The sequence below is a fragment of the Hymenobacter sediminis genome (assembly GCF_003231285.1).
Taxonomy (GTDB): Bacteria; Bacteroidota; Bacteroidia; order Cytophagales; family Hymenobacteraceae; genus Hymenobacter; species Hymenobacter sediminis.
Window position 1 is genome coordinate 24,219 of record NZ_QKNS01000012.1, and the last position, 20,246, is coordinate 44,464.

The 20,246-nt window shown below is 65.3% G+C and carries 18 protein-coding genes; 2 read left to right on the forward strand and 16 right to left on the reverse strand.

What is annotated here, in order from left to right:
• Position 1 precedes the first annotated feature (1 nt).
• Positions 2-847: a hypothetical protein gene (locus DNI29_RS22770; RefSeq protein WP_110980455.1), complete on the reverse strand. Its 846-nt coding sequence runs from the start codon at positions 845-847 to the stop codon at positions 2-4.
• Positions 848-1,026: 179 nt separating this feature from the next.
• Here DNI29_RS22770 and DNI29_RS22775 point away from each other — a divergent pair, with 179 nt between their 5' ends.
• The gene (locus DNI29_RS22775; protein WP_110980456.1) at positions 1,027-1,953 is read left to right on the forward strand and encodes a toxin-antitoxin system YwqK family antitoxin; all 927 of its coding nucleotides are present in this window, start codon (positions 1,027-1,029) and stop codon (positions 1,951-1,953) included.
• 19 nt (positions 1,954-1,972) lie between these two features.
• Here DNI29_RS22775 and DNI29_RS22780 read toward each other — a convergent pair whose 3' ends face one another.
• From DNI29_RS22780 to DNI29_RS22845, 15 genes are all read right to left on the reverse strand, one after another.
• A complete protein-coding gene (locus DNI29_RS22780) occupies positions 1,973-4,462 on the reverse strand; it encodes a multicopper oxidase domain-containing protein (protein ID WP_162303727.1) in 2,490 nt (829 codons plus the stop codon).
• On the reverse strand, positions 4,449-5,600 hold the full coding sequence (locus tag DNI29_RS22785) for a DUF2231 domain-containing protein (RefSeq protein ID WP_110980458.1): 1,152 nt from the start codon (positions 5,598-5,600) through the stop codon (positions 4,449-4,451). The genes DNI29_RS22780 and DNI29_RS22785 overlap by 14 nt, the downstream gene beginning before the upstream one ends.
• A 290-nt stretch (positions 5,601-5,890) precedes the next feature.
• The gene (locus DNI29_RS22790; protein ID WP_110980459.1) at positions 5,891-6,100 is read right to left on the reverse strand and encodes a heavy-metal-associated domain-containing protein; all 210 of its coding nucleotides are present in this window, start codon (positions 6,098-6,100) and stop codon (positions 5,891-5,893) included.
• A gap of 187 nt (positions 6,101-6,287) precedes the next feature.
• Positions 6,288-6,629, reverse strand: coding sequence for a four-helix bundle copper-binding protein (locus tag DNI29_RS22795; RefSeq protein ID WP_110980460.1), 342 nt, complete (start codon positions 6,627-6,629; stop codon positions 6,288-6,290).
• Between the two features lie 146 nt (positions 6,630-6,775).
• Positions 6,776-7,396 (reverse strand): helix-turn-helix transcriptional regulator, encoded by a 621-nt coding sequence (locus DNI29_RS22800; protein WP_123823397.1) that lies wholly within the window; start codon positions 7,394-7,396, stop codon positions 6,776-6,778.
• An 11-nt stretch (positions 7,397-7,407) separates the two neighbouring features.
• A complete protein-coding gene (locus tag DNI29_RS22805; RefSeq protein WP_110980462.1) occupies positions 7,408-10,635 on the reverse strand; it encodes an efflux RND transporter permease subunit in 3,228 nt (1,075 codons plus the stop codon).
• Between the two features lie 81 nt (positions 10,636-10,716).
• Entirely contained in the window at positions 10,717-11,205 is a 489-nt protein-coding gene (locus tag DNI29_RS22810; protein ID WP_110980463.1) for a YybH family protein, read from the reverse strand.
• 16 nt (positions 11,206-11,221) lie between these two features.
• Entirely contained in the window at positions 11,222-12,367 is a 1,146-nt protein-coding gene (locus DNI29_RS22815; RefSeq protein WP_110980464.1) for an efflux RND transporter periplasmic adaptor subunit, read from the reverse strand.
• 13 nt (positions 12,368-12,380) lie between these two features.
• Positions 12,381-13,004 carry a hypothetical protein gene (locus DNI29_RS22820; protein WP_110980465.1) on the reverse strand — a complete coding sequence of 208 codons (624 nt, stop codon included), beginning with the start codon at positions 13,002-13,004 and terminating at the stop codon, positions 12,381-12,383.
• A gap of 1 nt (position 13,005) precedes the next feature.
• On the reverse strand, positions 13,006-14,256 hold the full coding sequence (locus tag DNI29_RS22825) for a TolC family protein (protein ID WP_110980466.1): 1,251 nt from the start codon (positions 14,254-14,256) through the stop codon (positions 13,006-13,008).
• A 102-nt stretch (positions 14,257-14,358) separates the two neighbouring features.
• Positions 14,359-14,904, reverse strand: a complete 546-nt coding sequence (locus DNI29_RS22830) for a heavy metal-binding domain-containing protein (RefSeq protein ID WP_110980467.1) — start codon at positions 14,902-14,904, stop codon at positions 14,359-14,361.
• 49 nt (positions 14,905-14,953) lie between these two features.
• A complete protein-coding gene (locus DNI29_RS22835; RefSeq protein ID WP_110980468.1) occupies positions 14,954-15,664 on the reverse strand; it encodes a DUF305 domain-containing protein in 711 nt (236 codons plus the stop codon).
• 48 nt (positions 15,665-15,712) lie between these two features.
• On the reverse strand, positions 15,713-16,678 hold the full coding sequence (locus DNI29_RS22840; protein ID WP_110980469.1) for a DUF8832 domain-containing protein: 966 nt from the start codon (positions 16,676-16,678) through the stop codon (positions 15,713-15,715).
• 64 nt (positions 16,679-16,742) lie between these two features.
• The gene (locus DNI29_RS25205) at positions 16,743-16,874 is read right to left on the reverse strand and encodes a hypothetical protein (RefSeq protein ID WP_262510241.1); all 132 of its coding nucleotides are present in this window, start codon (positions 16,872-16,874) and stop codon (positions 16,743-16,745) included.
• A 131-nt stretch (positions 16,875-17,005) separates the two neighbouring features.
• A complete protein-coding gene (locus tag DNI29_RS22845) occupies positions 17,006-17,539 on the reverse strand; it encodes a hypothetical protein (protein ID WP_123823398.1) in 534 nt (177 codons plus the stop codon).
• 362 nt (positions 17,540-17,901) lie between these two features.
• Here DNI29_RS22845 and DNI29_RS22850 point away from each other — a divergent pair, with 362 nt between their 5' ends.
• Positions 17,902-20,232 (forward strand): heavy metal translocating P-type ATPase, encoded by a 2,331-nt coding sequence (locus DNI29_RS22850; protein ID WP_317048762.1) that lies wholly within the window; start codon positions 17,902-17,904, stop codon positions 20,230-20,232.
• Positions 20,233-20,246: the final 14 nt, after the last annotated feature.

Here is a 20,246-nt window from a genome sequence, read left to right on the forward strand (position 1 = left end):
ATCATGCCTTATTGTTAGAGGCGGCAGTTAAGCGATGGTACTCGGCAAGTAAATAGGAGATGTAGCTGGTAATGAGGTTGCAGTACAGCCGAGCTTCGCCTTCTGATGTGGCCACACCTTCTTTCAGGTCCATTCCGTGGCGGATGCCTCCGCCAGCTGGCGCAGAAAGGTATCCGTGCAGTGTTTTCAGCCAGCCAAAGATTTGGTCTAGTGCTGTGCCCTGATTCTTCTTGCGCAACTCGTCGACAATGGTATTGAAGTACTTGCCCCGGATAGAGCTATTTTCGCTAGTACTCACTCCCTGGAAGGCAGTCGACACGGTTTCCAGTAGCCAGAGGATTTCCTGCACGGCGGGCCGGAACCGGCCTTCTGCTAGCAGCCGCTGTGACTCCGCGAAGGACTCATGTATCAGGTCCTGCGCCTGTTGAGCCAATGACGCAGGCACTTCCGGTCTGGTGACTGGTTGGCCCGATTCGAGACGAATTAGGTTAGGGAGGTCAATTCGGTACGGCTCTTCGTGCCTCGCAAGGATGCGGTTGAGCAACTCATGGCTGGGAACTGGTACGTCTTTCAGCTCTTGGCAAGCAGTGTAAAACGCGTTAATGCACAGGGGCGCATTCTTAGCTGCTTCATCAAGAGCGTACTGCAGGTCAGTGTATGCCCAACTCGCATTGGAGCTCTGTGATGCAACAGAACCATAGGCCGAAGCAAAGTACCTTTTGAAGTGTTCAAACACTTGCTGCTTGCCCAGGGCTAGTTTGCCAATGATTTCAAGGAACTCCTGGACAACCGGAGGAGTCAATGGACCGGATGACTCGAATCGCCACGCACTATCGAAATGAAGCATGCTGGGTAATGGTTTTACGGCAGCAAATGTAGCACAAGTTTAGGTACGATAATGAAGCCTTATCGTACCTAAAGATAAAAAAAGAACAAGCGAAGAAAGGCCGGATTCCGGTTCAGCTTCGTCAAACTTCGCATTACATTTACCTACCGCATTCCCGTTCATCTCAGCTGCTTTATCCTATGGCCAAAAACTACCCGCTGCTTTTTCTACTCCTTATTATAAGTGTCTCCGCGGCGGCCCAGCGGCCCAAGCCGGCGGCAGTGAGCTTGCCCCCAGCCGATACCGTTTACTTTGACCGTGACTGGGAGCGTACCGAAACACTGGAGGAAGTGGCTTACGCCCGCATTGCCCGCCACGACGCGGCCGGCAAAACCATCGGCACCGTGCGCGACTACTACTATCCGTCGTGGAAAAAGCAGTGGGAAGGCAAACTGGCGTCGGAGAATCCGGATAAACCTACGGGCCTGTGCTGCGGCTGGCACGAGAACGGCCAGGTCAGCTTTCGCGGCACCTACGTGAACGGCGCGCAGCAAGCCGACTTTCGGAGCTGGCACGACGACGGGCGCGAAATCAAGTGCGCCTCCGTCATGCAGGACGCGCTGCCGCTGAGCAACGCCACCATTCACTGCAGCAACTGCATGCACTCCAGCCGAAAGGTGTTCACCGTCGAGCTGCCCGTGGGCACGGTGGGTATTGTCTACAAGCTCGACGTACGCGACGAAGGCCAGCCGCCCATTTCCTGGTCGACGGCGCTGGCGGTGGCCGCCGTGGCCGGCAGCGGCGGCGCGGCCGCCCCGGCGCTGCTGAGCACTGCCGCCACGGCCCTCACCAAGCAGGGCAACAATGCCCCGCCCACAGTCAGTACCAAGTGCCATTGGTACATCACCCCCGATGAAAATGCCGCCCAGCAGTTTCTGGCTACCAAAGGCACCATCAGCCGGGACAAGCTGTGCTTTCGGGCGGCGGAAAACACGCCCCAGGAAACCCGGCCCCTGGCGGTGCCGGCGGGTACGCGTCGGCTGTACGTGTGCGTAAACAACGACAACTACACCACCGACGCTATGGCTACGCTGAGCGTAAGTGCCCTGGTGCAGGATTGTAAGTAAGCCAGCCAGTAAACCGGCATTAGTAGTGGAACGTCAACCCGGCGCCCCAGCCGTATTGGTTGTCGTAGTTGGTGCTCAAGGAGGCGTACTTGCTGACCATGTAGCGAAAGCCCAGGGTGAACTCGCGGTCGGTGTTGGCGCTGATGTCCATGAACACGTTGTTGCTCAGCGGTAAATCGCGCCGCTCCAGGCGCAGGCGCACTTGGCCGGTCAGGTCCGTGCGCAGCTCGGCGCGCACGAGCATGGGCAGCAGGTAGTACACGCCGACTTCCGCCTGCCGGCGAAAGTTGCGGTTGTTTTCCGAGGTGCGGCGGTTGCCTCCTTCGGCATCTTTGGTCGAACGCAGGGTTTTGTTATCGCGGAAATCATAGCCGACGAAGCCCGCAAGAAACTGACGCTTGTCGAGGTAGCGCAGCAGGTGGGTTTCGGTTTCGTAGTTGCCCTGGTAATTGACGCGGCCCTCGAATTCGAGCGCGTTGCGGTTGTTGGAGAGGTTGCCTTCCAGGTACGCCCCTTGGGAATGCACCGATAAGTCAAACCACGGGTACACGGCGTTGTCCTCCCGCTTGAGCATGTTGTAGTTCTCGCGGGCAAACTCGTTCTGCGGGCTGGCCTCGTAGCTGATGATGCGGGCCATGCCGGCCATCATGTGGTAGAGGATGTGGCAGTGGAAAAACCAGTCCTGCTGCTCGTTGGCGTCAAATTCGATGGTCACCGTGCCCATGGCCGGCACGTCGAAGGTGTGCTTCATGGGCGAGTAGGCGCCCTGGGCGTTGACCAGGCGGAAAAAGTGTCCGTGCAGGTGCAGCGGGTGGCGCATCATGGTCAGGTTGGTGAAGGTCATGCGCACGTTTTCGCCCCGGCGGATGGGGATTTTGTCGGCTTCCGACAAGGTTTTGTTGTCGAACGACCAGACGTAGCGCAGCATGTTGCCGGTGAGCGTGAGCTTGATGTCGCGCCATTGCCGGGTGGAGTCCAGCGTGGTCGGGTTCAGGGCGCGCAGCTGGTTGTAGTTGAAGTCGCCGCCCGCGCCGCCCATGTTCATGCCGCTCATCCCGCTCATGTTCATCCCCGCCATGCCCCCCATATCCTGCATGGTGCCCATGCTCTTGCCGCTCTTTTCCTGCATGTTCATGGGCCGGTTTTGGGGAGAGGGGGCCGTGCTGGCGGGCATGGTTCCGTTTTTCATATCCATCCCTTTCATGGTAGGGTCCGAGGGCTGCGTGGATTGCCGGCCGGCCGGCATGTTCATGCCTTTCATCTCCCCACTGCCCCCTTTCATGTCCATCCCCTTCATCCCGCCGCCGTTGGGGTCCATCTGGCCGTTGCCGCCCATGTCCATGCCGGTCATGCTGCCCATGCTGCCCATTTCCCGCATCATCTGGAAGTAGTTGATGCGGGGCAGGTCGGGGGCTTTCAGCGGCTCGCCCGCGCCGAAGTAGCTGGACGAGTAGCCCGTGATGTCGTTGGCCGTGGCCCGCAGCTCGGCCGCGCCCGCGGCCGGTACCTGCACCAGCAGGTCGTAGGTCTCGGCCGTGGCAATTTCCAGCTTCGACACCGGAAAGGGCTCCACGTTGATGCCGTCGGCGGCGATGACCTGCATGGGCCCGCCGGCGTACTGCAGGTAGAAGTAGGACGAGGCGCTGCCGTTGATGACGCGCAGGCGCACCACTTCCCCGGGCTTGGCGTCGGGGTAGTAGCTCTGCTCGCGGCCGTTGGTGAGAAACTTGTTGTAGTAGATGTCCGTCAGGTCCATGGCCGGCATGCGGCCCCACTCCTGCCGCACCTTGTCCTTGAAATAGCCGGCGGCAATGGCCTCGCCGTAGCTCTGGGTGGCGCCCTTCTGCACGGCAAACCATTCGCCGGCCCGCTTGAGGTAGCGCAGCACTTCCTTGGGCGGGTGGTCGGTCCAGTCGGAGAGCACCAGCACGTACTCCTTCAGCTCGTACTTCACTTGCCTGGGCTGAATGACGATGGAGCCGTATAGTCCGTTCTGCTCCTGCAGCATGGTGTGCGAGTGGTACCAGTAGGTACCGCTCTGAATCAGGGGAAACGTGAAGGTGTGGGTGCCGCCGGGCTCGATGGGGGCCGTGTTGAGGTAGGGCACCCCGTCCTGGTCGTTGGGCAGCAGCAGGCCGTGCCAGTGGATGCTGGTTTCGACGCTCATCTGGTTGTGCACCCGGATGACGGCCGTGTCGCCTTCCGTGAAGCGCAGCGTGGGGGCCGGAATCTGGCCGTTGATGGCAATGGCCAGCCGGGTGCGGCCCGTGAAGTTGACCTTGCGCTCGTCCACGTACAGGTCGTACTCGACGCGGTGGCCGGCGTGGGTGGTGCGGGGCGCCACCACGTGGCCGCGCAGCTCCGCGTCCGGGGGCGCCGAGGCCGTGGCGTTGGCGTCTTTTCCCTTGGGCATGGCCTGGTGCTGCGGCGTCTGGGCCGCCAGCGGCAGCGTGGCCAGCCACCAGAGGAACAGGGCGACGACTCGCCCCACTACGCTAGTGCTTCTCATTCTTGTTCGCATGCTGGGGGGTGTTGCGGGCCGGGTTGTTGTCTTCAAAGCGGTACTTATCCAGCGGACTGGCGGGCATGTCCATGCCCGGCATCGTGCCGGTCGCGGGCATAGGCATTCCCTTCTCCATGCCGGGCATGTTGCGCATGTCGCCCATCGCAGGCGCGGTCGGCTTTGCGTGCGTGGCCGCCGGGACCTGCATCCCGGGCATGTTGCCCATGCCGCTCATGTCGTCCATGCTGCCGGTGGTGGGGCTGGCCTTGGCTGGGCTTTTCCTTGCGGAGGATGGCCGCCGCATGCCGGGCATGTTGTCCATTCCCGGCATGGCGCCCATGGGTTGTTGGCCAGTTGCCCCGCCCATTTCCATGCCCGGGGCCATGCGTGACGAACCCTTGGCGGCGGGCATGTTCATGCCCGGCATGGCCCCTGGGCGGGTGGCAGCCCGCGGCTTTTCGGCGGGCCGGGCACCGGACATATCCATGGTGCCCAATTCGTTGCCGGCCGAAGCCGGGGCGTTGCCGCGGTCAGGGGTGGCCTGGCCCCGCATGTCCATGCCGGGCATTTCGGGAGCGTTGGCCGCCGCGGACGGGCTGGTCTGGGCGGGGGCAGTTGGGGAAGCAGCATTGCCCGGGTGCTCATCCGCGCCCATCTCCATGCCGGGCATGGCGCTTTCCCCGTCGTGGCCATGACTTTTGTCGAGCAGACGCCCCTGGGGCCCAACCCCTTCCACGTACACGAGCTGCGCGCCCCGGTGCCCGGCCACGGAGAGCACGCCCGCCGTGGCCACTGCCGCCACCAGCACCAGGATTTCGTAGGGCCGGCCCTGCACCTTGAAAAACACGCCGATGCCCGCCAGCAGCAGGGTGATGCCCGAGAGCCACAGGGTGTAGCCCGCAAACTTCTCGTGGGCCTCGAACACGGCCGCCGCCCGGGGCGACAGCCCCAGGGGCATGGCGTGGAACACCGTGCTGGCGGCTACGGCTCCGAGAAAGCCGCCGGCCAGTACCCCGATGGTAATCCACTTGACCGGGGGCCAGTCCCGGTACACGCGCAATGCCTGCAAGGCGGCGCCGAGCAGGAGCAGTACGATGGGCAAGTGCACCACCAGCGGGTGCAGGTTGGGAAAATCTGAAAACATAGCAGCGGGTGCGAATCGGCGGGCGGAAGCGCCAACAGCGCCGAATTCCTTCTTCTGGAACGCGGCGGGCTGAGGGTTTCCCGATAGCAAGGGCCCTGCCCGCTTCGGTGCCGAGGCAGCGGAGCCGGCAGATTACGGGCCGTACGGTGCTCTACGCGCGCCGGGTGCTGAAATGTTTGCTGCGATTACGCGCGGGGCCTACATAATTTCCATGGTCCAGCGCGCCAGTTAGGGGCACCAACAAAAACGCCCGGCGGGGCCGGGCGTTTCGCAGGAATGCAAGGGAGAACCTACGCGGCCTCAATCTTGAAGCCGGCCTGTTCGACGGCTTGCACCACTTGCTCCGCGGTGAGTTTGTCGGTGGTGACGGTCAAAATCTTGTCGGGGTTGGCCGTGTCCACCTGCCAGTTGCCGGCGCCGGCTTCCTGGTTCAGGGTGGGGGTTACGGCTTTGATGCAGCCGCCGCAGTTGATATTGGTCTTAAACTGAAGGGTTTTCATGGGAGTGACACTTAGGTGAGCCGACCGGGTCGGGTTCAGGTGTAGAACGCACAAAGCTAGCCCTACGTGCGCCGCTGGGGGTACAGGATTGTGCCGGGCGCTTACATGATTCGTATAACGCCGCCGGGCTAATAAGCCAAAAAGCCAGCTTGCGCGAAACAAGCTGGCTTCTTTCGAAAAAGCTGAACTACGCCGTGACGCTCACGGCCTGGCGGCAGGCCTCTTCGCAGCGGCGGCAGGCTTCGGCGCACTCGCGGCAATGCTCCATGTGGGCGGCGTGCTTTTCGCACTCGTCGCCGCAGGCTTTGCAGACCTCGGCGCACTCGCGCAGCAGGTGTTGGGCGTGCTCGGAGCCGCGGGCCAGCAGGCGGGCCGTGAGGGCACAGATGTCGGCGCAGTCGCGGTCGAGCTGAATACAGCGGGCCATCATCTGCACGTTCGGCTCCTGCAGGCAGGCCGTGGCGCAGTGTTCGCACGAGGCGATGCAGGCATTGAGGGCGTCGAGCAGGCTTTGGTTTTGTGCGTGCATGGGAACGGAGGGTTAAGTGAAAGATGCTACCCTGGCTGTACTCGGCCCCGGAGTCGCTGGTTTTGCACGATTGCCCGGGATGCCCTGCATAATTCAACTGCTCCTTCATTTATTGCCAGACCGGCTACTGCTTACCCGCGCCTGGTTTACAGCGGCAGCTCACCAGGCCTGGGCACGGGACTCGCTGGCAGCGGGGGCGCGGACGGGTCGGCTTCTTCCCGGCACCGGCGCCGGTAGTCGCGGGGGGAGATGCCCGTTTCGCGCTGAAACTGCCGCGACAGGTGCCCCAGGTTGCTGTAGCCCAGCTGGCGCGCCACCCGGCCCACGGGCAGGGTGCCGTCCCGCAGCAGCAACCGGGCGGCTTCCACCCGCTGGCGTATCACGTACTGTTCCAGGCTCAGGCCTTCGGTGGCCGAAAACACGTCGCTCAGGTAGGCAAAGCGCCTATCCAGCCGCGCGCTCAGCCGCCGCGAGAAGTGGCCGCTGCGCAGCGCGGCCGGCTCGTCGCGCAGCAGCTCGGCAATCACTTCCTTGACGTGGGCGACCAGGCGCTGCTGCGGGGAAAGCTGGTCCAGCAGGGCGAAGCCTTCCGCTTCCAGGGCCTGGCGCAGCCGGTCCCACTCCACGGCAGCGGCTTCGCCCAGCAACTCGACCTCCCCTAGCTCCACGCGCAGCGGCACCAGCCCCAGGTCCACCAGGAGCTCGCGCACCACCAAGATGCACTTCGCGCAGACCATGTGCCGGATGTAAAGAAGCGTGGAGGCCATGAGCTAGGGGCTTACAGGGCCGGAGATGGAGACAAGGTGTCCTGGTCTGACGGGGGCGTGAGCGGCTGGGCGTCGAGCTCTTGCGGGTGCTCGTCGAGGCCGACTTCCCGGTGCGCGGCGAAATACTGGGCCAGGGCCTTTTCCCCGACCAGCCAGAACACCACCGGCGTCACGATGATGTCGAGGAACGTGGAGGAGAGCAGCCCGCCCAGGATGACGGTGGCCACGGGGTAGAGGATTTCTTTGCCCGGCGCGTCTTTGGCCAGCGTCAGCGGCACCAGGGCCAGCGCGGCCACCAGGGCCGTCATCAGCACCGGCACCAGGCGCTCCAGCGAGCCGCGAATAATCATCTGCTTGCCGAACTGCTCGCCCTCGTGCTCCACCAGGTGGATGTAGTGGGAAATCATCATGATGCCGTTGCGCGAGGCGATGCCGGTGAGCGTGATGAAGCCCACCAGCGAGGCAATGCTGAAGGTGCCGCCGGTGAGCAGCACCGCCACCACCGAGCCGATGAGGGCCAGCGGAATGTTGAGCATGATTTGCCCCACCATGTAGGTGGACTTGAAGTGCGAGTAGAGCACCAGGAAGATGCCGGCCAGCGAGAACAGGCTTAGCCAGAGTATCTTCTGCGAGGCCGACTGCTGGCTCTCGAACTGCCCGCCGTAGGTCAGGTAGTAGCCCGGGGGCAGCTTCACCCGCTGCCCGATGTTGGCTTGAATCTCCTTCACCGTGGAGCCCAGGTCGCGCCCGGCCACGTTGAGCGAGATGGTGATGCGGCGCTGGGTGTTTTCGTGGTTGACGGTGTTGGGGCCCGGTTCGTAGCTGATGTCGGCCACCTGGCTCACCGGAATCATGGCCCCGGAAGGGGTTTCGATGCGGGTCTGGCCGATGGCGGCGATGTCGTTGCGCTGGTCTTCGGGCAGCTTCACCACCAGGTCAAAGCGCTTCTGCCCGTCGAGCATCTGCGACACGACCGTGCCCTGAAACAGCGTTTCCAGGTCCTTTACTACCTCGCCGCGGGCCATGCCGTACGCCTGCAGGGCCTGGTCGCGCGGGCGGATGAGCAGCTGCGGAATCTGCACCTGCTTTTCCACCTGCAGGTCCACCACCCCGGGCACGGCGCCAGCGGCGGCGCGGATTTCGTTGGCGTAGCGGCGCAGCTCCAGCAAGTCGTTGCCGAAGACCTTGATGGCCACCTGGGCCCGCACGCCCGACAAGAGGTGGTCGAGGCGGTGCGAGATGGGCTGGCCGATGTTCACGTTTACCCCCGTAATCAAGCTGAGCTTCTGGCGCATGTCAGCCAGAATCTCCTCGCGGCTGCGCATCTGCTTGCCCTCCTTTTCCAACTCCTGCTCGGTCTTAAAGGCTACTTCGATTTCCGAGTTGTTGACCGACTCGGCGTGCTCGTCCAGCTCGGCGCGGCCGGTGCGGCGGGCCGTGTAAGCCACTTCCGGAATCTTGAGCATCTGCTCTTCGCCCAGCGTGCCCAGCTTGTTGGACTCGGCCAGTGAGGTGCCGGCGGGCGCCGAGAAGTTGACCGTCAGCGAACCTTCGTTGAAGGGCGGCAGGAACTCGGTGCCAAAGAAGGGCACCATGGCCGCGGCCATCGCGAACAGCAGGGCCGTGGAAGCCAGAATCAGCTTGGGGTGGGTCAGGCCCCAGTTCAGCAGGCGCGTATCCTTCTTTTTCAGCCAGCGCACCAGCCCGCCATCGGTCTCGGGGTGGTCCATCTGCTTCATCTTGGGCAGCAGGTAGTAGCAGAGCACCGGCGTGACCGTCAGCGAGACGAAGAGCGAGGCTACGATGCTGATGATGTAGGCAATGCCGAGCGGGGCGAAAATGCGGCCTTCCATGCCTTCCAGCGCAAACAGCGGCAAAAACACCAGCACCACGATGATGGTGGCGTACACAATGGAGTTGCGCACTTCCGAGGAGGCCGCGTAAATGACTTTGAGCACCGGCTGCGGGTTGGCCCGCTGCTTGTTCTCGCGCAGGCGCCGGTACACGTTCTCTACGTCCACGATGGCGTCGTCCACGAGCTCCCCGATGGCAATGGCCAAGCCGCCCAGCGTCATGGTGTTGATGCTGATGCCGGCGAAGCGGAACACCAGCGCGGTGACCAGCAACGACAGCGGAATGGCCACCAGCGAAATGAAGGTGGTGCGCACGTTCAGCAGGAAGGCAAACAGCACGATGACCACCAGAATAGCCCCGTCGCGCAGGGCTTCTTCCACGTTGGTAATCGAAGACTCGATGAACTCCGACTGCTTGAACAGGCGGGTGTTCACCTGCACGTCCTTGGGCAGGGAGGGCTTGAGCTCCACCAGGGCCTTTTCCACGGCTTCGGTCAGGCCTACCGTGGCCGCGCCGGGCTGCTTTTCGATGCTCAGAATCACGGCCGGCTGGCCGTTCACGCTGCCGTCGCCGCGCTTGAAGCGGGCCCCGAACTCGACCTTGGCAATGTCGGCCACCCGAATGGGGGACTGCTCCCGGTAGCCCACGATGATGTTCTCGATGTCGGCCACCGAGCGCAGGCGGCCCAGGTTGCGAATCAGCACCTCCGAGCCGTTGCGGTCAAAGAAGTTGCCGGTGGTGTTCAGGTTGGACTGGCGCAGGGCCTCTTCGACCTGGTTCACCGTTAGCCCGGTGGCGTTGAGCCGGGGCATGTCCAGCAGCACCTGGTACTGCAGGTTGTCGCCGCCGATGGGAATGACCTGCGCCACGCCGGGAATGGACAAGAGGCGCTGCCGCACGGTGTAGTTGGCCAGCGTGCGCAAGTCGGCCGCGTTGGTCTGCGGCCCGCCCGACAGCCCGACGAGCATAATCTGGCCCATGACCGAGGAAATGGGGCCCAGCACCGGGGTGATACCGGTAGGCAACTGCTCCCCGGTGGTCTGCAGCTTCTCGCTCACAATCTGGCGGGCCGTGAAGATGTCGGTGCCGTAGTCGAACTCCACGAACACCATGCCCAGGCCGATGGCCGAGTTGGAGCGCACGGCCGCCACCCCGGTGGCCCCGTTCAGGGCCGTTTCCACGGGCAGCGTTACCAGGGCCTCTACTTCCTCGGGGGCCATACCGGGCGCTTCCAGGAACACGGTCACGCGGGGCCGGTCCAGGTCGGGCAGCACGTCCACCGGGAGCTGGCGCGCGGTGTAGGTGCCGGCAATGAGCAGGCCCACGGCAAAGGCCAGCATCAGCAGCCGGTTCTGCAGGGCAAAGCGAATTATCTTGTCAAGCATGGTTGAAAAAGCAAAGTCGGGCCGGGCGCCTCGGCGGCGCCGGGTCGGGTAAGGGGTAGCCCCAGGGGGCCGGGGCCGGCGCTACTTGCGCGCCGAGGAGTGGGTGACCACGAACTGCCACTGGCCGGCCGCGTTTTTGCGCAGCACGCTGGTGGCCACCCCGCGCCGCTTGATGGGCACCGGCGCGGCAGCCTCTTTGGGGCCTTTCTTGAGCCCGATGGTGTAGGTGTAGCTTTCCGTGGCGAAGGCGTAGGGCCCGTCCACCGTCACGTCGGCTTGGTAGTCGCTGAACGTGAACGAGCTGAACTCCTTGAGCTCCGGCCCGAGGTGGTGGTCCCGGTAGTGGGCGTAGGTACCTTCCCGACTGCCCGATTCCACGACCACGGAGGTGGGCACGAACAGCCGGGTGGTGCCGGTGGTATCGAGCCGCTGCACCGCCCGCTGGTATTGCTGCAGCACGGCCCGCACGGCCGCTTCGTCCGCCGAAGGCGTCGCCGCCGCCGGTGGCGTGGTCTGGGCCAGGGCCGGCAGAGCCGGCGCGGCAAACAGGGCAAGGAGGAAACCGCGCATGGCAGGCAGAAAGACGTTACTGGTTGAGGTAGATGGATTTAAGCTGGTAAGTGCCGCTGGTTACCACCCGGTCGTTTTCGTTGACCTGGCCCTGGGCCAGCACGGTCTGCTGACCACTGGCGGCGCCGGGCTGCACGTAGCGAATCTTGAAGTGCTCGGGCTCGGTGTGCACGAACACCACGGGCTTGCCGTTCAGGTCGGTCACGGCCGAGGTGGGCACCACCAGCTGCTTCTGCCCGCTGCCGCTCTGGCCCAGCACCTGCACGTTCACGGCCTGGCCGGTCCGGTAGGCGCTGCCGGCGGGGGCGTCCAGCTCCAGGATAAGCTGGCGCGCCTGGTTCACCGGGTTCACCACGTTGGAAAACACCACCAGCCGGGCGGGCACCCCGGCCTGGCCCTGCAGGCCTTCCACCCGAAACTGGGCGCCGGGCGTGACCTTGGGCAGGTCCTGGGCAAACACCTGCGCTTCCACGCGCAGCTTGCCGGGGTTGATGACGCGCAGCAACTCGTCGCCCTGGTTGACCTGCTGGCCCACGGCCAGGTTGAACACGTCCACCGTCCCGCTCACGGGCGCGGTGATGGGCACGCGGCGCTGCCGGGCCTGCCCGTTGAGGATGGCCGCGTTTTGCCGGGCCTGGCGCAGGCGCAGCTCGGCGGCCACCACGTCCTTGCGGGCGGCGATATCGGCGATGCTCTGCAGGCGGGCGTAGTCCTGCTGGGCCGCGCGCAGTTCGGCCTGGGCGTTGGCCCGCTCGGTGCTGAGCCCAATCTGCTGGGTGGCGTCGAGGGTTTGCTCCAGCACGGCCAGGGTCTGCCCGGCCCGCACGGCCTGGCCTACCTGGGCCGTGAGGCTCACGATGCGCCCGGTTTGGGGCACCACGATGCGGCCCTCGCCGCCAGCGGCGGCCGACACAGTGCCGTAGAGCGTGGCGCGGCTGTAGGTCGAGGAGTAGCTGGCCAGGCTGGTGCGCACCTCAAACAGGAACTGGCTTTCCTTGGGCAGCAGCACCTCGTCGGTCAGCGCCACGCCGGTGCTGGCCTTGGCCTCCCCCCCGTGGTCTTCGCCGCCGTGCCCGAGCACCGGGGCCGGTGGGGGAAGCAATACCGTCAGAACCAGCCCGGCGGCGGCCGTGGCCGCCAGTAGCTTATGCTTGGTTTTCATACAACAAGAGGGCTTAGGTGAGGGGCGTGCGGCGGGTGGCGGTCAGCGCCTGCTCCGAGGTGTGGGAAAGGGCAGGCTCGCGCCGCCGGCGCATGAGCAGGGCCGTCAGGCCGATGCCGAGCAGAAAGGCGCCGACCAGGGCCAGCACGGTTTTCCAGGAGGAGAAGAGCCCGGGCGCCGCGGCCGCGGGCACCGCCGCCACCGGCAGCTTCTCCCCCACCTTGATGCCTTCCAGCAGCAGCAGGTCGGCTTGCTCGCCCGCCACGACGTTGAGGGCGAAGCTGTAGGCCTTGTTGGCCGGAAACTGGCCTTCGACCAGGTATTCGCCCGGCCCTTTTTCCGTCACCGCCCACTTTAGCGACGCATCTTCGGGATTGGTCAGGGTGAGCTTGGCGCCTTTGATGGGCGCATTGGTGGCGTAGTCGGAGAGGAACAGGCGCAGGTCGGCGGGCTGGCCCCCTTCCAGCGGTTCGTAGCGCAGCAGCACCTCGAACTGCTCCGAGAGCGCCGCCACCGAGAAGGACGTGGCGCCGGCCGGGGCCGAGGCCTTGGCGCCGTCGCCGTGGTCTTCGCCCCCGTGGGCGGCGGCCGCCCCCGCGAGCAGCAGGCCCAGCAGCAGAATCAGGAGTTGTTTCATGTTATTCACCCCGCAGGTAGTTGAGTTCGATGAGGGCCTGACGGTAATCGCGGATGGTGGTCAGGTAAGTGTTCTGGATGGTAAAGGCCTGATTGAGGCTTTGAATCAGCACCAGATAGCTGATTTCGCCCGCCTTGAAAAGTCGTTGGGATTGGCTGATGATGGCCCGCGACTGGGGCACACCGGTCTGCTCGTAGTAGCCCAGCGAGGCCGAGAACTTGCGCGTGTCGGCCAGGGCCTGCTGGTATTGGGTGCCCAGCTCCAGGCGCTGGGTTTGCAGCTGGTAGCCGGCCGCCTGGCTGCGGGCCGTGGCGGCCTGCAGCTGGGAGCGGTAGGTCCAGAACCAGATGGGCACGGACACGCCGAACTGAAAGCGGTACTTGATTTGGGAATTCTCAAACGCCTGGTTCTGATACCCCAGCGTTAGCGCGGGCGTGCGCCGGGCGCGCACCAGGCTAATGCCCGATTGGCTCAGGGCTACGTTCTGCTGGGCGGCGGCCAGCGTGGGGCTGCGCACCAGGGCGGCGCTGTCGGCCGCGGGCAAGCTGCCCAGCAGGGTCCCGCCCGCCTGGGCCAGCTCCGGGCCGCTGCGGCGCAGGTCGGTGCTGGTGGCCAGGGCCTCGTCGGGGCGGCCCAGCAGCAAGCCCAGGCGGCGCTGGGCGGCGCGCTGGTCTTCCGTGGCCTGCTGCAGCTGCACGGTGACCTGCCGGGCCTCGGCATCGGTGCTGATGCGTTGCAGGGAGGTGACTTCGCCGGCGGCAAACAGGCGCTCGGTGGCCAGCCGCAGGGCCCGGAACAAACTGTCCTGGTAGGTGAGCTGCCGCACCTGCGCCTCGGCGAATTGCAGGTTCAGGTAGGCCAGGCGGGTGTCGCGCAGCACCGTGGCCCGGCTTACCTCCCGGTTGCGTTCGGCCAAGCTCACGCCGGCCTGGGCCACCTGGCGCTGGCGCCGGTACACGTTGGGCAGGTCAATGGTTTGCACCACGCCCGGGGCCCACCTTTCCCCCGTGGGGGCCGAAAACAGAAAGTCCGGGTTGGCGGGCGCGAACGAACCGCGCTTGAGGGCGCGTTGCTCCTCAATTTCCCGCTCCGCCTGCCGCAGCCTTGGGTGGCGGCGCAGGCTCTGGGCTTCGGCGCTGTCGAGGCGGATGGGGGTTTGCGCGCGCGCTGCTTCCCGGCCCGGCCCCAGCAGGAGGAGCCAGGCCAGCACCAGCACGCTACTCACCGCGCTTCTCATGGTCAGATACTTCATAGGTTCAGGTTAGGGCCCGTCAGGGGGCCGCCCGCCGTGGCAGCGGCGGACGGCCCGGACGGAGAGGGCCCGGACGCCGGGCGTCCGAAAAACAGGCTCCGCCTACGCTTTTTTCACCAGGGCCATGCCGCACGTGGGGCAGGAGCCGGGCTTGTCGCTGGCGCTGCCCGCGCACTTCATGGGGCACTCGTAGGCCGCGGCTTTGGCTTTGGCGCTCGTGCTGGCCAGCTTGTCGAAGCGGGCACTGATGGTTTCGCCGCCGCGGCGCAGCGTAATAATGGCCGTGGTGGGCGTCGCCCCGGCCGGCAGTGCGCCGCGCAGCTGGTCATCGCCGTACGCCGCCAACGGAACGGTGGTGGTTTTGCCGCCCTGCTGGACCATGGCCGTGCCCGTCAGGCCCTTGTTGGCTTGGGTCTGCTCCTTGCCGTCGAGCAGGTACACGGTCATCTGCCCGCCTTGGAGCACCAGTTCCACGTGGTACTTGCCCGCCGTGCGCACGATGCCCCCGTGCGGGGCCGTGTGGGCGTGGGTTTCGCCGGCGGCGTTGTGGCCGTGGCCTGCGGCACCGGGCTTGTGCGCGTGCTGGGCAGAAAGAGAAAGGGGAGCGGCCAGCAACAGGGTGGCCGCCAGCAAATGCAACAACTTCATGGGAAGGAGTAAAAGAGGGGTAATGGGAAAGTGGAAGCGGTAGCCGGGGCTACATTTTGTCGGCGTTCTGCTCGTGCCAGGCCTTGAAGTCGGCGATTTCCTTCTGCTGGGCGTCAATCATCTTCTGAGCCATCTCTTTGAGCTTGGTGTCCTTGCCGTGGTCCAGCTCGGCCTGGGCCATGTCCACCGCGCTTTGGTGGTGCACCGTCATCATCATGTTGAAGTTCATGTCCGGGTTGGCCACCATCGGGGGCATGTTTTTCATCATGGCGTCCATCGACGCCTTCATCTTGCTGGTGAAGGGGTCGGCCGGGTCCTGGGGCTTGTAATTGGTGGGCGCGCTGTCGAGGCGTTCGGCAATGGGCTCCAGCTCGCCGATTTCCTTTTGCTGGTCGGCCTTAATCTTCTCGGCCATCTGGCGCATGGTGGCGTCCTTGCCGTCGCGCAACTCGATGTCGGCCATGGCAATGGCGCCGCGGTGGTGCTCCATCATGTGGTGGGCAAAGTCGTGGTCGGTGTTGCCCTTCATCTTCATGGCGTGCATCTTGGCCATCATGTCGTTCATGGCCGTCACCATGGGCGAGTCGCCGGTGGCGGCCGCGTCGTGGTTCATGCCGGCCATGTCGCCGGAGGCTCCGGCGTCCGTCGACGTGGTTTCCGTGGTCGTGGCCGTCGAGTCAGCGGATTTGTCGCTGTTGCAGCTGCCCAGCAGCAGGGTGCCCACGCTGAGGGCGGCGAGGAAAAAAGCAGGCTTTTTCATGGGGTTGGTTTGGTTGAGGGGTTGGAAAAGGACTGGTGAACTGTTTGCTTAGCTGGCGGCCGGGCCCTTCACGTTGATGGTGAAGTCACCGGTGTGAATCTGGCCGCCGTGGTTGAACTGCAGGAAGACGCGGTACAGGCCGGGGGCCTCGAAGTTGGTGTTGAAGCCGATGGCCGGGCCCTTGTCGGCCTGGTCGTTGGGGTGCACGTGCAGGTAGCGCTCGGTGTCTTCGCTGATGACCACCACGTGGCCCAGCGCGCCGAGGTAGTTGTCGAGGTCCGTCACCGGCTGCCCGTCTTTGGTGATGTTGATTTTCATGCCCAGCAGTTGGCCGGTCTGCAGGGGCTTGTCAAAGCTGAGCGTGGCCTGGTAGCCGTCGCCGGCCCACTGCATGTCGTCGTTTTTGAACTTTACCGGGGCATAAGCTGGCCCCTTCACCGTGAGGGGCTGGCGGCCCAGCTGGTGGCCGGCACCGGTGGGCGTGTAGTCCTGAAACAGCACGTAGTCGCCGCCCTTGGGGAAGGTGTAGTTGACTTTGTAGTTGCCCTCGGCCGTGTACTCGGGGTGCTCGTGGTAGAACTGGCCCAGGTCCTTGCTGACGATGATGAGGTGAATCTTCTTCTCGTGCACCACGGCCAGGGGCACGGGCGCGGCCTCGTTGCCCACTTCCTGGGGGGTGAACAGCAGCTGCGCGGGCTGGCCGGCCGTGGGCGGGGCGGGCGCCGCCGCAAACTGCATGGCGTAGGTCTTGCCGTTGCCGGCCGCTTGGTCGTTGTGTTCGAGCTTCATGCCGCACTTGGGGCACTTCTCGCCCGCCTTGGTGCTGGTGACTTCCGGGTGCATGGGGCAGGCGTAGGTGTGGCCGCCGCTGTGCTCGGCTGTGCCTTCGGCCGGCCCCTCGGTCGGCGTGGTCACGGTGTTGGTGGCGCTACTCGAAGCGGAGTCGGAGGAGCAGCCGGCGGTGATGGTCAGGGCGCTGGCTACGGCCAGCAGGGTAACGGGTACGCGAAACATGGTGTGGGAAATGAGTGATACACATCGGGGCCGTAACAGGACGGCGGGGGGCTCTCGCGTGCGCTTAGGCCTGCCACTGTTGCCAGAGCACGAAGCCCAGGGCGGCGGCCAGCACGGCGTAGAGCAGGTAAGCGAGCAGGCGGCGGCCCGGCCCACGCGGGGGCGGCGCACCGGCTTCTTCGCAACAACTCTTCATTGCTGGGAGATGAAAACCAGGAAAAGGGGGGGGAGGTGGGGGGCCGGGAAACCGGCGCGACGGGCAAACGAAAAGGCCCGCCCCGGACACAGCAAAGCCGTGCCGGCGCGAGCCGTAGCGCGTCGGAGCAATCAGACCGTCAGGGACCGAATGAAAATGCGGATGTCGGGTATTTTGGGCTTCAGGTGCCGGCGGGCCACCAGCAGCACGGGCTGCGTGCGGTCCCACTGCTGAAAGCGAACCACCACGCCCTGGGGGGCCGGCGGCAAGGCCACCGGCATGAAGGTCATCTTTTCAATGCCGGCCTTGGGCGGGTGGCCCAGCGCGGCCCACACGGCCGCGGCGTCGTCCTGGCAGCAGGCGCCCTTGGGGCCGTGCTGGTGCGAGCCCGGGGCTTTATCGTCGTGGTGGTGCGTGCTGGCCGCGTCGTGGCCCTTGCCGTGCGCGTCGGGCGCCGAATGCTGGTGCCCGTGGTCGTGCTTATGTCCGTTCTCGTGCCCATGCTGATGGGCCGGGGTGCCGGCCGGGTGCTGGTGGGCGGCGACCGGTGCCGGGGCGGCCGGCATCGCCAGCGCGCACACGACTTGCCCAAAGAACACGTTGAGGAAGACCACCAGCAAGGAGGCCGCCACAGCGCGTCTAGAATGGGTCTTGAGTCGGAACATTGGTCTGAAGCAACGGCAAAATTATTCGAAAGGTTTAAATAGTACTTCACCGCGACGCGGGGCCGGCTTGCGGCCTCTGCTACCTCCTTTCGCTTCACTTTCCCGAAAAAGGGGGCTGCGTGGCGTTTACGCGCCGAATAAGGCGTACACCTATGCCTGCGGAGCCGGTTCGTCGGCTGGCCGGCGTGGAAATTATGTAAGCCCCGGGCAGAATTGTACACGTGCGAGGCGTCAGGCCCCGGGCAAGTACAAATGTTGCAAGCGCAAAGCGCAATTCTGCACATCCAATGGGTACCGAACCGAGTTTACTTCGTGTTCCCATTGCAAGCGGCGGCACCGCCGCCCGTTTAACGCGACATCCCGTGGATACCATACCCCATCACCACCCCGCGCCGGCGGAGCCGGCCCAGCCCGCGGCCCCCACCGGCGGGACCCAGACGGCTACCCTCAACATCGAGGGCATGACCTGCGCTTCCTGCTCCAACTTCGTGGAGAAGGCCCTCAACCGCACGCCCGGCGTGCAGCGGGCCACCGTCAACCTGGCCAGCGAAAAGGCCACGGTGGAGTACCTGCCGGGCCAGATTGACCGCGCGGGCCTCAAGGCCGCCGTGGAGCAGGCCGGCTACGGCGTGCACGAGCCCGTGGCCCCGGCGTCGCCCAATGTGCTGGCCTCCGACCAGGAGCTGGACGCGCGCAAAGCCCAGGCCTACCAGAAGCTGAAGCGCCGCTTTCAGGTGGCCGTGGCGCTGGCCGTGGTCATCATGCCGCTGAGCATGCTCATGCTCTGGCCGGCGCTGATGAGCCGCATCTCCATGCCCCTGCTGAACTACGTGCTGCTGGCCCTGACCCTGCCGGTGCTCTTCTACAGCGGTCGCGAGTTTTACGTGTCGGCCTGGAACGGCTTCAAGCACCGCACCGCCAGCATGGACACGCTCATTGCCGTGGGCACGGGCGCGGCCTTTGGCTACAGCCTGGCCGCCACGCTGATTCCGCACTGGTTTATGCAGCACGGCATTATGCCCGAGGTCTACTACGACACCACGGCCACCATCATTGCCCTGATTCTGCTGGGCAAGGTGCTGGAGAGCCGGGCCAAGACCAAGACGTCGGCGGCTATTAAAGCCCTGATGGGCCTGCAGGCCAAGACGGCCCGCGTGGTGCGAGGCGGTCAGGAAGTGGACGTGCCGATTGAAGACGTGGTGATTGGCGACGAAGTGCTGGTGCGGCCCGGCGAGAAGGTGGCCACCGACGGCGTGCTGCTCGCCGGCCACTCGGCCGTGGACGAGAGCATGCTCACGGGCGAGAGCCTGCCGGTGGAGAAAAAAGAAGGTGACACCGTGTTCGGGGCCACGCTCAACAAAACCGGCTCCTTCCGCTTCCGCGTCAGCAAGGTGGGCTCGGAAACGATGCTGGCCCAGATTGTGAAGCTGGTGGAGGAAGCCCAGGGCAGCCGGGCCCCCATCCAGCAGCTGGCCGACAAGGTCAGCGCCGTGTTTGTGCCGGTGGTCATCATGATTGCCATCAGCACGTTTATCCTCTGGTTTGATTTCGCCCCCGACGCCTCGCGCCTGCCGCTGGCGCTGGTCAACTTCGTGGCCGTGCTCATCATTGCCTGCCCCTGCGCGCTGGGCCTGGCCACGCCCACGGCCATCATGGTGGGCACCGGCAAGGGCGCCGAGCACGGCGTGCTGATTCGCAACGCTGAAGCGCTGGAAAAAGCCGAGAAGGTAACCACCGTGCTGCTCGACAAAACCGGCACCATTACCCGCGGCGAGCCCAGCGTCACCGATTTCCTGCCCACCGCCGGCGCCAACCCGGCCCAGCTGCTGCCGCGGCTGGCCGCCGTGGAGCGGCAGAGCGAGCACCCGCTGGCCGAAGCCGTGGTGCGCTACGCCGACGCGCAGGGCGCCGCGCCGCTCCCAGCCACGGGCTTCCGCGCGTTCGAGGGACGGGGCGCCGGCGCCACCGTGGACGGCCAGGCCTACCTGCTGGGCAACCGCCGCTTGCTCGACGAGCACCAGGTAGCCGTATCGGCCGCCACCGAGCAGGCCGCTACCCGGCTGCTCAGCGAGGCCAAGACGGTGCTCTACGCCGCCACCGGCGGGCAGGTCGTGGCCCTGATTGGGGTGGCCGACACCGTGCGCGAGTCCAGCCGGGCCGCCATCCAGGCCCTGCAGGCCGAGGGCATCGAGGTGGTGATGATGACCGGCGACAACCCGCAGACGGCCGCCAAGGTGGCCGAGCAGGTGGGCATCACGCGCTACTTCGCCGAGGTGCTGCCCGCCGACAAGGCCGGCAAGGTGAAGCAGCTGCAGGCCGAGGGCCGCACCGTGGCCATGGTGGGCGACGGCATCAACGACGCCCCGGCGCTGGCCCAGGCCGACATTGGCCTGGCGATGGGCGGCGGAACGGACGTGGCCATGGAAGCGGCCGGCATCACCCTGATGCGCTCCGACCTGCAGGGCGTGGTCACGGCCATGGACCTCTCGCGCCAAACCATGCGCACCATCAAGCAGAACCTGTTCTTTGCCTTCATCTACAACACGCTGGGCATTCCGATCGCGGCCGGCTTGCTGTACCCGCTCACCGGCTGGTTGCTCTCGCCCATGCTGGCCGCCGGCGCCATGGCCCTGAGCTCGGTGTCGGTGCTGACCAACTCCTTGCGCCTGCGCGGCTACAAGCGGACGGCCTAGGGCCGGCGGTAATG